Below are 13,393 nucleotides of genomic sequence, written 5' to 3'. Positions count from 1 at the left end.
GTCCCGCGCACAGGGCCGGCCTTCCGGCCGGCCCCGACGGGGCTCTGTGTGTTGCTTGGAGATCGGGGAGATCGTCCGGCTGGAGGTGTAGCCGCGCACGGGGGGTGTTTCCCGGTGTGCCGGGCCGGTCACGGGAGCGGCCCGGCACATGGGCGCACCTCCGGCGGCGAGGACGGGTACGGTGCGGTACCGCGCCTCACACGTCGGGGACGCGCAGCTTCTTCCATCTGGTGCGGCCGGGGATCCCGTCGGCGTCCTTGCCGGTGAGACCCGGCTTGCGCTGCCAGGGGGCGTAGGACTGCAGGTCCACCTCGGTCCACCTCGGTCCACAGGGGGCCGGGGCCCGCCTTGTGACGCCCGCAGCCCTCGGCCACCAGCCGCTTGCCCATCGCGGTGACGGTCGCGCTTCTGCGGCCGCCCCGGAAGAAGTCCGCGCCCGGGTGCGGCTCGTACCGCGCGGGCGGCCTGGGCGCCGGCTCGGCGGGGCCGTCCGCCTTTCTGCCCGGGCACCCGGCGATGCGGCCCCGCGTGGTGCCCATCGAGAAGCCGCGCGGGTCCACTTTGCCCGGCTGCCACTCCCGGTGGCCGATCACGGACTTCTCGTTCCAGCCGTGCGCGCGGCAGACGGCGGCCGCGGCCTTCTCGATCGCCGGTTTCTGCGCCTCGGGCCACGGGTCCTTCCCGTCGCCGGGGTTGACGCACTCGAAGCCGTAGAAGTGGCGGTTGCCGTCGGTGTCGGCCTCGTCGTCGCCGGGGAGGGCCCGCTCGGCGATGACGGCTCTGAGCACGTCGCCGTCGCCCGGCCCGGCGTGGTTGGCGCGGCCGTTGCCGACCAGGTGCACCATGCCCTCCTTGTCGATGACGCCGTGGCACGGCGGGCCCGGCAGCGTGGAGTGCCCCTCTCAGCACAGCTCGACGGTGTGGCCGGTGCCCCTGGTGACGGTGTGGTGGATCATCACCCCGTTCACCGGGCCCCAGGGCCCTTTGTGGCTGCGGTTGTGGGTGCGCCAGCCGCGGTGCTCGCGGACCTCCGGGCCCTCGTCCCGCAGTGCCCTGACCAGCTTGGAGGCGCTCAGGGGTGTGGCCATGCGTCACTCACCCCTCTCGGGTGTGCCCGGTGTCGTGTCCGTCCCGCTTCCCGGCTCCCCCTGGGCGGCCGGCGCCCGCGCCCCGGCCTCCACCCGGGCTTCGGCCGCCAGCTCCTCCTCGGTCGCCGACGGGACGGGCCCGGCCAGGGGGCCGAAGGACAGCCGCAGGTCGGAGACGCCGTGCTCGCCCACCACCCAGGCCAGCGGCGCGTGGTGCACCCGGATACCGGCCGGCGCGCGCAGCAGCGGTTTGCGGGCGGCGTTCACCGGCCACTCCACCGCCCCGGTGGCGGTACGGGCCGGGACCAGCCAGTGGTCTCCGGGCCGGTAGGCGCCGCCCGGTTCGAAGTACACCTCGACGCCGTCCTCCAGCGGCAGCCAGCGGCCCTCCTCGACCCGGACCGCACCGCCCCTCAGCCGGCCGCGTCCACCGCGCCCCGGCGCCTCGCGGTGGTCCCAGCGGCGCAGGTACGGGTGCAGTTCGGGACGCCGGCCCACGCCACCGCCGGGCTCCCCCGACAGCCTCACGCGCCGCCCGGGCAGGTCCACCTCCTCCACCCGCAGCAGCGGCAGCGGCTCGCCGCGGCTGGTGTGGGCGGTGTCGGCGAACTCCACCCGGTCACCGGTGTTCAGGTCGAGCCTGCCGTCCTCGCCGAGCGTGGCCAGTTCCGCCCAGGTGCCGTCGAGGCCGTCGACGGGCAGGACCACCGAACCGTTCTCCCGGGACCACTTGAAGGTCGCCTCGTCCGCCGTTCCGCCCTCGTGGACCTCCACCCGGTAGAGCTGGTTCTCCGGGCCCCGGTAGCGGGCGTCGGGCCGCAGCAGGCACGGGTCATCGTCGGCGCGCTCGGGGCGCCGGCTGCGCGCCGCCATGCGCGACTTCGGCGTGGAGCGCTCGTCGGCCCACCGGCGGAATGCGGTTCGCAGAGCGTCCTTGTCGGTCTCGCCGTCCTCCACCCCCAGTTCGGAGCCGGGCAGCGCCAGCACCTGCCAGACCACCTTGACCCGGGCGGCGGTGTCCGCCACCGCCGGGCCGAGCGCCACCTCGCGCAGTGCCGGGTCCTCGGCCGCGGTCACCGTCCGCTCCCACACCTTCAGGTAGGCCAGATAGGGGAAGGCGGTGGGCAGCCGGTCGCCGGGCCGCTCGGGGTCGCGGTGGCCGTCGGGCTGGTCCCAGTAGGTCCAGTGGGCGGGTGTCCCGTCCGCGTCTGCGGCCTGGTTCCCGGTCCGGTCTCCCACTCTGTCCCGGCCGCCGCCGTCCTCACCGCCGGGGCCGCCGTCGTCCTCGACGGCCTCGCCAGGGGCGGGACGGGAGGCGTCGCACAGGATGCCGTCGACGTAGTAGCGGCCGCCCCCGATGGTCAGGTCGTCCAGCTCGTGGCCGCGGCTGTCGAGCCCGATGGCGAAGCCGGTGGCGCCGACCGGCCCGCCGTGCCGTCCGATCAGGTCGGCGGCGATGGTGCGGGCCTGGTGCAGCTGGATCGCCGTCTGCTCGTTGGCGTCCGCGTCGAGCTGTACGCGGCCCTGCTGGGCGAGCACCGCCGAGTAGTGCCGCTCCGGCCGGAAGGTGATGCGGGAGAGATCAGCGTGCATGGAAGGGGTCCCCCTCGAAAGGTTCTCCGTACGTCTGCGAGGTCTGCGGATCCGGGCTCCTGGCCGGCCGGTGGTTCAGGTCACGAACAGGACCCCCGCGTCGGTGCCGGCGGGCGTGTACTCGGCGAGCCGGGCGCGCAGGCTGTCCTCGCGCTGCGGCAGGTACAGGTCGTGGAAGGCGCCCATGGAGGCGCCGTCCTCCGCGCCCCGGAGGATCTCCGGAGGGCAGTCGTCGGCCAGTTGCGCGTACGCGGGCGTGCCGTAGCGCTCGCTCGCGAACAGCGGACGCACCCGTTCCGCCTTCCCCCGCTCCGCCGGGTGGCCGGGCACGCAGCGGTACCGGCGCGGGGTGCGCGAGCCCGGCGGCACGTACGAGTGTCGCAGGCAGCCGGTCCCGCGCCGGGCCACGTGCATCCGTCCGGTGAACACGCTGTTCTCGCCGATGGCGACGGCGTGCGTGTACACCTCGCCGATGACGGTGGTGCGGTGTGAGTGCAGGACGGCGTGCGCGTGGCGGCAGTCGGGCGCGGACAGCGCCTCGCGGTCGTGGCCGGTGGCGTCCAGGACGCTGTCGCGGATGTGGATCTCCAGCGGGTCGGCGCTCACCTCGTCGCCGATGACCTGGACGGTGCCCAGGATGCTGCGCTCGATCCGCACGCACGCGGTGGTGCGTTCCAGGAGCAGGCTCGGCTCGTCCGGCGACCGCGGTTCGCACTCCGGCTTCAGCGACCAGCCCGGTACCAGGGTGCAGTGCCGGATGACGACCGTGCCGACCGGTCCGGTGACGTTCAGGCCGCGTCCGCTGACCAGCAGCCCGTCCAGGGTGACGCGCGGCGCGTCCCGGCCCGGGGCGCACTCCTCGTCCGCGCGGATGTTGAGCGCGTCCGGCCGGTTGCTGTACCAGTCCAGCAGGCGGATCACCGGGCGGGTGCCCTCGGCGGCGCGCAGCTGGAGCCGGTCGCCGGGGCCGAGGTCGAAGTCGAGCTGCTCCTGGTAGGCGCCGCTGTGGGTGATCTCGATGACGCCCTCGGGGCCGCAGCGCCCGGCCCGCCGGTCCCCGCGCCACCGCGCGTAGGCGTCCATGATGCGCTGGTGGGCGCGCCCGGGGCCGACCCGGTAGACCGCGGCGGCGTCGGGGGTGGTGCGGCCGGGGCGGGCGTACTCGCCGCCGCCGGTGTCGTCGGGGAAGGCGTGGTGGTAGTCGACCCAGACGCCCTGGCGCGGCGCGGAGCGGGAGCCGAAGGCGATCCGGCCGAGCGCCGGGTCGACCACGACCTGGCCGCGGCGCGGGCGGTAGCGCCAGTCGGTGAGGTCGGCGACGGTGATGTCCGACGGCGGCACCGGCTCCCCGTCCCGCCGGATCACGAAGGACTTGCCCGGCCCGTAGTAGTCCGCGAGCCTGTCGCTCAGCTGTCGGCGGCGGATGTACGCGGGGACGTTGTCGATCGCGGCGATGTGAGTGGCCGACGGCTCCGGTTCGGGCCGGGTCGCCAGCGGGGTGTCGTTGCCGAGGATGGAGAAGGTGTAGAGGCTGCGGGCCCGGTCGACGCAGTAGGCGGGTGCGTTCGTCACCGCGTACGGCTTGAGCCGCCACACGTACAGGCCGACTCCGGCCGGGGTGTGCCCGCCGGGCGTGCGGCGTGAGTCCGCGCGCCGCACGTCGGCCGAGCGCGCCGTCGTGGCGAAGGGGCCGCCCGCCAGGTCCAGCGCCGCCCCGTCGCGCAGGTCGGCCAGGCGGCCGCGTGCAAGCCGCCGCCGGCCGGCCGCCGCGGTGCCCGTGCCGTGGAGCCCGACCGGCTGGTGGTGGGCGGTCAGCCGGGAGAACTCCACCACCCGCGCGGGCCAGTCCGCCGCCGACCGCGCCAGTTCCTCCAGCAGGTTGGGGGTGCCCTTGCGGCGCCGGTTGGCGACCGTGGACGCCACGTCCCGGCGCGGCGCGAGCGCGCGGGCCAGCCGCCGCCGCGAGACGTCGTCCGGACCGCCGTCCCGCAGGCCGGTGGCCAGGACCCGCTCGTAGCCGGGCAGCGGCCGGTAGCCGACCAGATCGCCGAGGTAGGGCAGCACCCAGTCGGCGGCGGTCTCCACGAACCAGTCGTCGTATTCCTGCTCCACCCCGGTGCGTACGAGGTCGGCCTGTTCGGCGATCACGGCGAGCAGGGCGCGCAGGGGCCCGTCCTCCGCCCCCCGCGTCCCGCGTCCGCCGTCCCGCAGCCTGTGCCACTGCGGCAGCAGTTCCGTGAGCCCGTCCGGCTCCCTGCTCATGGCCGCGTCCTTCCGTCGTTCGTCGGAATCGTGGGGGTCGTGGGGCTCACCGGGGGGCCTCCGTGAGGATCAGCGTGTCCGCCGCCGCGGGCGAGAACATCGCGAGCTGGGCCGGGCGGACACCGCGGAAGACGTACACCGAGCGGCCCCTGGGAAGCGGACGGGTGTCGGTGATGTCGGGATTGAGCCGCAGCAGTTCGGAGAGGGTGATGCCGTGGCGGGCGGCGATCGAGCCGAGCGTCTCGCCGTCCTCGGCGGTGACGGTGTGGACGCGCTCCTCGTACCGGGCCGGGCGGGCCGGCACGACCTCCCGCGGTCCGCCCCGCCCGCCGTCCGGGAGGACCGGCCCGCCGGGCAGGTCGGACGCGGCCACGCCCGAGAAGACGTCCACGTCCACGTGGTCCACGCCGGGCACAGAGTGGGCCGTCGCCAGGACCTCCGACAGCCTGGCCGGCTGCCCCAGCTCCCTTCCGTGGAAGCCCATCGCGTCCAGCAGCGCCTGCCGCAGCCGGGGCTCGACGACGGCCCAGGAGTGGTCTGGCCCGACCGCCACCCGGGCCGCCAGGAGCAGCAGCACCGGCTCGCGCACGTCCACGCGCACCGGCAGCCGGGAGTCGCCGTGGGCGGCGAGGGCCGCGCGCAGGGCGCGCAGGATGTCGGCGTCCGCGCCGATCGGTGCGTCGCCCGCCCCGGCGACCGTCACGTGCAGCACCTGCCGCCGCCCGTCGAACACCTCCCGCGCGCCGGCCCGGCCGATGCCCGCCCGGCAGCGGGTGAAGTCCTCGTAGTCCCGGACGGAGACCAGCCGGTCCAGCGCGGAGACCGCGAGCGGGATGCCGCGCCTGGTCGCCTCCGGGCCGTCGGCGTCCGCGCCGCCGGTCGCGGGCAGCGGGTTGGTGACGGCGGTGACGCCCAGCGGCCGGGAGACGGCCTGGGTGATGCGGCCGGCCGCGACGTTGGCGGCGCCGCCGGTGCCGAAGCGGTAGCGGGCGCGGACGTTCTCGTGCCCGGTGGGCAGCCGCGCGCCGTTGAGTCCGTCGCCGAACGTGACGGTGGTACGGCCGTCGGCGTCGGTGCCGATGACGTACACCCGCTCCTGCGGTCCGCGTCCGGCGAGGCTGTCGACGGGATGCCACAGCAGTCCGTCGACGCGTACCTCCAGGGCCGGCCGGGCGCCGTGGGGACACCCCCGGCCGGAGGCTGGGGGAACGTCGTCCGCGGGCAGCCAGGTCAGCGGCGCGTTCCAGAGGGCGAACGTCTGGCCCGCCCGGCTCGCGTCGCCGCTGCCGACGGCCTCGTCGCGGGTCTCGCCGTGCGTGGCGGGCACCACGTTGCCGTGGATCACCAGGGTCTCGCGCCGGTAGCGGTGGGCGAGGTCGGCGGTGAGGGTGAGCACGGTGTGGACGTGGTCGCCGGGCAGTTCCGGGTCGACCCGCTGTCCGACGGCTGCGATCACCGCGAGTTCGGTGCCGCGCACCCCGGTGGTGCCGGGGACGTCGGTGCGCTCGCCGGAGATGATCAGCGTCCGGCCGGGCCGCAGCCCGTCGTACAGCTCCGCCAGTTCGAGTTCGTTGCCGCCCACGTCGTCGCCCAGCGGCTCGTCGGCGGGCCGCAGCGGCTCGCCCGCCGCGTGCACGGTGGCGTCCCGGATGTGGGACAGCAGCACGTCGTGCTCGTCCAGCCACGGGTCGGCGAGGGTCAGCTCGGTACCCCGCCCGGTGATTCCGTACCGGGCGCAGGAGCCGGTGCGTACGGCCTTCACACGGGTGGTGACCAGCGAGAGCCCGCTGTCGCCGGGGACGCCGTCCGGGGCCCCCTTGCGGGGGCGCTCGATCGCGACCCAGCTGCCCGCGGTGATCTTCTCGTGCACGGTGTCCAGGGCGAGGACGTCGCGGTGGACGGGCTCGGGAACGGTGGCGATGCCGATCTCCACGGCCGCCGGCCCTCCGCCGGTCCGGTAGACGACGGTCAGCTCGTGACCGCCGTACGTGGCCCGCTCCGGCCTGTCCGGGGCCAGGTGCCACTGCAGCGGCGGTTCGCCGTTCCTTACGGCTACCTGCACCCGGGCATCCGTCCCCGGCCGGGAGACGAACAGCGTCAACTCCGGCAGGCCGCCGATCAGTTCGGTCGTGACCCCCGGTTCCTGGGAGTCGACCGGGCGCCGCCGCAGCCGGCTCAGGTCGTTGTCCTGCCCGGTTCGGGTGGACAGCCGGACCTCGCCGGGGCCGAAGGCGAAGCGGACGTCGGCGGGGAGGTTCTCGGCGCGCTGCACCGACGCGGTCGTCCCCGCGTGCACGAACTCGCTCCTGACCGGCACCTTCCCGGCCGCGTCGAACACGACCCGCACGGTGGTCAGCGTGTTGCCCGTCAGCGGCCAGTCGGACTGCCGGATCACCCGGCCGCGCTCGTCCTGCACCGGCTTGAGCGGTGCCGTCGAGCCGAAGGGAGCGGCCGTCACCCGCATCGCCAGCAGATCGGTGAGGACCGCGGGGGCCGGGGGCGCGGCCGGCACCGAGCGGCGCCAGGCCTGGTGGAGCTCGCCGGACAGCGATGGGTCCAGCGCGACCGCCAGCCGTGCGCCCAGGTCGGACTCCGGGCCGAACCACCGTGCCGGGTCCGCCGGTTCGGCGCCGGCCACGGGTGGGCGGTGCGCCGCCCCTCCCCTGCCCGCGCCCCCGGAGCGCAGCGCGGGCAGCAGCGCGCCGAGCGCGCGGGCGGCCGCGCCGCCCGGCCCTCCGCCGCCCCCGGCCGCGAACCGGTCCTCGGCGCCGTCCGGCCGCAGCGGCTCCAGTTCCGCCGCCTTCTCCCGGAGGTCGACGAGCACGGCGGCCAGCCGCTCGAACCATGCGGCGCTCTCCTGGTGGGACTCGGCCAGCGCCCGCGCCTCCTCCAGCCGGTCCACGGGTTCCTCCAGGCGGCGGGCGAACGCCGCAGGGGTGTCCAGCAGGTCGAGGTCGGCCCGCAGCCGGCTGAGCACCTGCTCGTCGAACTCCTCCACGAGCAGGCTGCCCACCGGCCGCGGATTGGGGCTGTCGGCGGCCGGTGTGATCCACCGCTGCAGCTCACCGACCAGTTCGGCCAGGGTCGGGGGCTGCGACACGGGCAGGCCGAGGGCCGTGCTGTCGTCGTCCCGGTCGACGCGGATCCGCGTCACCGGCAGCAGCAGGCGCCGCCCGGAGCCGGCAGGATCCGCGGGTTCTTCAGGGCCGTCGCCGCCGAAGACGAACAGCAGCCGGTCGCCCACCGAGAGCGCGTTGGCCGTGCCCGCGACGTACAACTCCGACCGCTGCCGCAGATCCTCGGGGTTCAGCGGGGCCGGGCGGCGGCGCCGCGCCCTCAGGTCGTTCCACGACCAGCGTGCCGTCAGGTCCTCGGTCGTCTCGAACGTCTGCGCCTCCTCCCGGGAGGAGGCGGGCACGCTGCGGCTGCGCGAGCCGCGCGGGATCAGCACGGGGACGTCCTCGCGGCTGCGCGGGTCCCGGTCCACCGTGTAAGCCAGATGGGTGTCGGCGGCGATCCCGGGGCGCGGCCGGTACCCGACCAGCCGGCCCAGCCGTACCAGCGAGCGGTGGTCGTCGGCGGTGCGCAGATAGCCCTCGTCGGCGATCCTCTCGGAGTGGAAGGTCAGCAGGTCGCCCAGGACCGCCCAGGCGTCCAGCATTGCGATCGCCGGATCGTCGGGGGTGCGGACGGTCAGCCGGCGCAGGGCCGGGTGGGCGGGCGAGGCCAGCCGGTCGAGCATCGCCGCCAGGAAGGAGCCGTACTCGCCCACCCGGTAGTCGAGCGCGGTGCGGCCCGGCGGGTTGTGAAGGGTCCGCGGCGCGCGGCGCTCGTCGTGGCGCCCTCCGCCGTCGGGTGCGCGGTCGCGGGGACAGCCGCAGGAGCGGCCGCCGCGGTGGTCGCCGGTCATCGCGTACCTCCCAGCCTCAGGGCGAGGCGGCCGTTCTCGGGCCGTTCCGGGTCGTTGTCGCATCGGGCGGTCTCCAGCGGGGCCAGCCGCAGCACGCCGTCCTGTGGTACCGGGTCGGGGGCGCCGGTGGAGGCGTCCGCGAACAGCCGCCGCAACCTGGTGACGCGTACGCTCTCCACGCCCCGGACGGCCGCGGCGACGGCCACCAGGCGGCTGAGCCGCACCGGTTCGCCGAAGCCGAGCGCGTCCGGGTGGAAGAGGCCGAGCCGGCCTCCGGGCAGCCGGCGGTTACCGAGGGCCCGGCGCAGATCGGCCAGGATCCGGCCCGTCTGGTGGCCGGGCGTCACGCACACCTCCACCTCGATGTCGAGCGGCACCGGCCGCGCGGGCCCGACCACCAGGTCGTGGCCGATGAGGCGGTAGGCCTCCAGGGACTGCGACACCGCGTCGAGGAGTTCCGCGGGCGCCTGTCCGGTGCCGTCGGCGTCGACGGCGACATGCGCCTCCCGCACACTGCCCGTCCAGCGGATCTCGGCCGCCGCCCGCTGTACGCCGGGCAGGGCGGAGGCCAGTTCGGCGTAGTCCTGCGCTGTCACCGCGCGCAGCCGCACCCGTCCGAGGGCCGTCGGCGCGAGCCGGCGCGCCTGGTCGACGGACTCCGGCTCGGTGCCGCCGGCGGCCGGCAGCGGGTTGCGCACCCCGGCCACGGGCATCGGCTCGCCCGCGTCCCCGGCTTCCCCGGCTTCCCGGCACAGCACCAGATGGTTGATTGCCTCGGCGCCGACGTTGCCGGCCGTGCCGCCGCCCAGCCGGTAGTGGACCTCCAGGGTGGTGCCCGGTTCGGGCCGGGCGCCGTGCAGTCCGTCGCCGAAGCGCAGCGCGAGCCGTCCGTCGTCCTCCAGTTCACCGACGAAGTGGCGGTCGCGGGGGCCGCTGCCGAGGAGGTCGCGGCGCGGCTCCCACAGGGCTTCCTCTCCGTCTCCGCCGTCCCCGCTCCCGCTTTTGGCGCCTCCGGCCGGCCGTACGGCCGGGAGCGCCCCGCTCGGATCAGGGGTCAGCGCGGACGCGGGTCCGTGCAGCTCCGGCTCGTCCGGGTGGAGTCCGGCCGCGTACACCGGGCCCCAGCCGTGCGCGATCTCCCAGGCCGTGCGCCCGTCCAGGACGCGTCCGGCGCGCGCCCGTGACGTGAGCACCTCCAGCCGGCGCAGCTTCGCCGCCAGCAGCCGTTCGCCGCGGTGGAGCAGCTCGCGCAGGGCGGGCACCGGACGGCGGCGCAGCTCCAGACGCTCCAGCGTCTCCAGCCCGAACAGCACGGCCAGTTCGGCGATCTCCCCCTCGTCCAGCCCGTCACGGTCGCGGGCGCTGCGCCACAGCTCCACCAGCCGCTGCCGCACCCGTCCGGGGATGGCGGCCAGCCGTTCGGCCTGGCCGGCCGAGACATGGCGGGGGTCGGGGAACGGCACGGCCTGGGTGACGGGGAAGCGGTGCAGGCAGGGGCGGAAGCGCGGGGCGATGCCGGGGTGGACGGACTGGGCGAGCAGCGCCTCCAGCGCGGCCCCCTGCTCGTAGGCGGTGCCGGGCACCGCCTTCTCCCCCTTCCGTCCCGCCCTCTCCACACCGAGCCCGGCCCGCCGTACCGCCTCCTCGCCGACGGCCTCGGACAGTTCGCGGATGTGCGCCGGTGTCAGCGGCCGGCCGCAGCCGGTCTGTCCGAGCCGGTCCAGGATCAGCCTGCCGGGCCGGTTGCCCTCCGCCGCGTCCGTGCCCGTTTGGCAGCCGGACGCGGGCGGCTCGCAGGACGGGACGACGGCGGGCACCGGCGGTACGTCCAGACGCTCGGGAAGGTGTCCGCGGAAGGTGAGCGAGCGGCCGTGGTCGACGAGGGCCACGTTGCCGCGCGCGACGGTGACGTCCTCCACAGGCTCGCAGTCCCGGCCACCGGACGTGGTCAGATGCAGCGGGAAGGCGAGCGCGTCCTCGCGGGCCCAGGTCACCTCCAGCACCGGCTGGTCGCACAGCCGGTCGACGGCCGGGGTGACGGAGGTCAGCCGTACCGCCTGCCGACGGGTGGGGTCGGCGTCTCCGGGGGTGCCCGAGTTCGGGCCCCTGACCTCTTCCAGCACCAGCAGGTCGCCGGGGCGCAGGTCCAGCCGCCGCTCCCGGCGGCCCTCGCCGGCGGCCTCGTCGCTCCCCTCACAGGCCCACTCGTCGCACAGGGTGGCCGAGGTGGCGCCCTCGGGCAGTGCGCACTGCTCGCCGTCCCAGGTCCACAGGCGGATGGCGTTGTGCTCGGGCCGCAGCCGCAGCGGCGCATCGGTGACCGGTTCGAAGACCTCGACCGAGCCGCGCTCCTCCAGCACCGCCAGGTCACGGTCGTCGATGACCGTGCCGGTGCGCGGCCGGTCGCGCGGACCGAGGGTGCGCACGTCCACGGCGGCGAAGCGGTACGTCCCGGCGAGCAGCGTCAGCGGCCGGGCCACCTCGACGGCGACCAGCGCGCGGGCGCTGCAGCCGTCGTGCATCGGGTAGTCGACGAGCCGCACATGGCGGCGCACCGAGACGCGGCGGCGGGCGGTGTCCAGATACGCCTCGGTGGCGACCGCGTCCTGCTGGTGGCTGATCTGGTCGGCGGTGTACGCCAGCAGCTCGACCAGGGTGGTGCCCAGGTCGGCGGGGTTGCGTTCGGTCCGGTCGGGCGCCGTCAGTGCCAGGCGGTCCATGACGAGCCGGCGCAGGGTGTCGTAGTCGCGGGCGGTGTAGTCGATCACGGGGGCGGGCCGGAAGGCCCCGGGCACCTCCGCCGCCTCTTCCGTCTCCTCCGGCTCCCGGCAGTCGATGGGCGGAGGGCAGTCGGGCCGGAACGAGAACTCGGCCGCGTGGTAGCGCTGGTCGAAGCCGGGGAACGGCTCGGTGCCCGGGCGGCCGTAGGGGTCGGTCCCGACGATCGCCAGCCGGTGGCGGCCGAAACCCCCCGTCCGGTCCACGGTGACGTACAGCCGGTCGTCGAGTTCGGGGGCCTCCTCGCGCTCGACCTCCACGGCGACGGCCCGGATGTCCGTGCCCCCGCGGCCCGGTTCGATGCGGACGTTCTCCGGGCACAGGCCGTGCGGCGCCTTGCCCAGGAAGGTGACGGTGAGGGTGAGTCCGTCGTCGCCCACCTCCACCGCGTCCACGCCGTTCAGCCGTGCCGCGCGTACCCTGCCGCGCCTGCCTCCCCGGTGCGGGACCGTCGTTCCCGTACCGCCGCTCATGCCACGGCCCTCCCCTCGAAGACCTCGTCGCGCCTGCTCGCCGTGGCGCGCACCGTGTAGCGCAACCGGACGCGGACGGTGTTCTCCCCGCTGACCACCTCCAGGTCCTCCACGGCGATCAGCTCGCCCAGCCAGCGCTGGAGCGAGGCCTGCACCGACAGCTCCAGCGCGGAGGCCAGCTCCGGGCTGTTGGGGGTGAACACCAGGTCCAGCAGCCCGCAGCCGAAGTCGGGGCGCATCACGCGCTCGCCGGGGCTGGTGAACAGCAACTGCTCGATCAGATCGTGCACATGCTCGTCGTACGCCGCGTGCGCGGTGCGTCCGCGCCGGTCGACGCGGAAGGGGAAAGCGATGTCCCGGCGTGCCGCCCCGGCCCTCATCCGCAGGTCACCCCCTTGCGCGCCGCCGGTGTGACGGCCGGCTGCCCCTGCGGCACGAGCCGTGCGGTGAGGCACACGCCCGGTGTGCCCTCCGCCAGCAGCGGCGAGCCGTCCACCGTCACCCCGCCCTCCGCCGGCGTCCAGCGGACTGTGGTGCACGGCACCGGCACCCCGGCGACGGTGTGGCGGCAGCCGGTGACGGTGTGGACGAGCGCGCCGGTGGCGGTCGGCAGGCCGTCGACCAGCACCCCGTGCGCGCCGGCGCCGACGGCGCTCGCCCGGCCGCCGTGCGGGCAGCCGACCACGGTTCCCGTGTGCATGACTTCTCCCGGCAAGACTCTTCTCCCCCGTTCCGTTCAGCGTTTGACGGGCACGATCAGCCGGCCCTGGTTGACGTCGACCCGGTCCCCGGCCACCGAGACCGAGGCGCCCTGCCCGTTGTCGATGTGGATCCCGTCCCGGGTGACGCGGATGTACGGGCCCGGCCTGCCCCCGCCGGGGCCCGGCGCCTGGAGCAGGATCCCGGTCTCCGGGTCGTCGGAGACCACGATCTTGTGCCCGCCTCGGGTCTGGATGACGACCGGTTCGGCGCCCGTACGCGTCGCGGCCCGGGCGTCCTCCGGCAACTCGCTCGCCTCGCCGTACCAGCAGCCCGTCCAGACCGGGTAACTCGGGTCGCCCTGCTCGAACTCGATCCAGACGCCCGCCCCCCGCCCCGGGACCACGTACTGGCCGGACCGCTCGCCCGTGAAGGGGAGGCAGGGCATGGCCCAGGTGGAGGCCTCGTCGCCGAGCACGTCCGGGATGTGGGCGGTGATCCGGCCGATCCCCAGCGGGTCGTCGTTGTCCGCCACCCGGCCTCTGAACTTGCCGAGGAAGCGGTTGTTCGGTGCTGGCGCCATGAGGACT

Annotated in this window: 7 protein-coding genes and 1 pseudogene; all 8 read right to left on the bottom strand. The window is 75.5% G+C overall.

The window, feature by feature from the left end:
• Positions 1-196: 196 nt before the first annotated feature.
• A pseudogene (locus tag ACGRHY_RS25140) lies at positions 197-1,088 on the bottom strand (peptidoglycan-binding protein).
• A gap of 3 nt (positions 1,089-1,091) precedes the next feature.
• On the bottom strand, positions 1,092-2,681 hold the full coding sequence (locus ACGRHY_RS25135) for a DUF6519 domain-containing protein (RefSeq protein WP_394637581.1): 1,590 nt from the start codon (positions 2,679-2,681) through the stop codon (positions 1,092-1,094).
• A gap of 75 nt (positions 2,682-2,756) precedes the next feature.
• Positions 2,757-4,943: a hypothetical protein gene (locus ACGRHY_RS25130; RefSeq protein ID WP_394637580.1), complete on the bottom strand. Its 2,187-nt coding sequence runs from the start codon at positions 4,941-4,943 to the stop codon at positions 2,757-2,759.
• A gap of 46 nt (positions 4,944-4,989) precedes the next feature.
• Positions 4,990-8,853, bottom strand: a complete 3,864-nt coding sequence (locus tag ACGRHY_RS25125; protein WP_394637579.1) for a putative baseplate assembly protein — start codon at positions 8,851-8,853, stop codon at positions 4,990-4,992.
• On the bottom strand, positions 8,850-12,104 hold the full coding sequence (locus ACGRHY_RS25120) for a putative baseplate assembly protein (RefSeq protein WP_394637578.1): 3,255 nt from the start codon (positions 12,102-12,104) through the stop codon (positions 8,850-8,852). Before ACGRHY_RS25120 ends, ACGRHY_RS25125 begins: the two co-directional genes overlap by 4 nt.
• Positions 12,101-12,484 (bottom strand): GPW/gp25 family protein, encoded by a 384-nt coding sequence (locus ACGRHY_RS25115; protein ID WP_394637577.1) that lies wholly within the window; start codon positions 12,482-12,484, stop codon positions 12,101-12,103. The genes ACGRHY_RS25120 and ACGRHY_RS25115 overlap by 4 nt, the downstream gene beginning before the upstream one ends.
• Positions 12,481-12,804, bottom strand: a complete 324-nt coding sequence (locus tag ACGRHY_RS25110) for a hypothetical protein (protein ID WP_394637576.1) — start codon at positions 12,802-12,804, stop codon at positions 12,481-12,483. The genes ACGRHY_RS25115 and ACGRHY_RS25110 overlap by 4 nt, the downstream gene beginning before the upstream one ends.
• Before the next feature lie 36 nt (positions 12,805-12,840).
• Complete coding sequence (locus ACGRHY_RS25105) at positions 12,841-13,386, bottom strand: phage baseplate assembly protein V (protein ID WP_394637575.1); 546 nt, start codon at positions 13,384-13,386, stop codon at positions 12,841-12,843.
• Positions 13,387-13,393: the final 7 nt, after the last annotated feature.

The sequence above is a fragment of the Streptomyces shinuiensis genome, from assembly GCF_043660855.1.
Taxonomy (GTDB): domain Bacteria; phylum Actinomycetota; class Actinomycetes; order Streptomycetales; family Streptomycetaceae; genus Streptomyces.
The sequence above is the reverse complement of the archived record's forward strand: the minus strand, read 5'-3'. Positions and strand labels throughout refer to the sequence as shown.

Bases quoted from the DNA above. Each gene is read 5' to 3' on its own strand.
- ACGRHY_RS25130 (WP_394637580.1), bottom strand. From the start codon at position 4,943: ATGAGCAGGGAGCCGGACGGGCTCACGGAACTGCTGCCGCAGTGGCAC.
- ACGRHY_RS25110 (WP_394637576.1), bottom strand. From the start codon at position 12,804: ATGCACACGGGAACCGTGGTCGGCTGCCCGCACGGCGGCCGGGCGAGC.
- ACGRHY_RS25125 (WP_394637579.1), bottom strand. From the start codon at position 8,853: ATGACCGGCGACCACCGCGGCGGCCGCTCCTGCGGCTGTCCCCGCGAC.
- ACGRHY_RS25115 (WP_394637577.1), bottom strand. From the start codon at position 12,484: ATGAGGGCCGGGGCGGCACGCCGGGACATCGCTTTCCCCTTCCGCGTC.
- ACGRHY_RS25105 (WP_394637575.1), bottom strand. From the start codon at position 13,386: ATGGCGCCAGCACCGAACAACCGCTTCCTCGGCAAGTTCAGAGGCCGG.
- ACGRHY_RS25120 (WP_394637578.1), bottom strand. From the start codon at position 12,104: ATGAGCGGCGGTACGGGAACGACGGTCCCGCACCGGGGAGGCAGGCGC.
- ACGRHY_RS25135 (WP_394637581.1), bottom strand. From the start codon at position 2,681: ATGCACGCTGATCTCTCCCGCATCACCTTCCGGCCGGAGCGGCACTAC.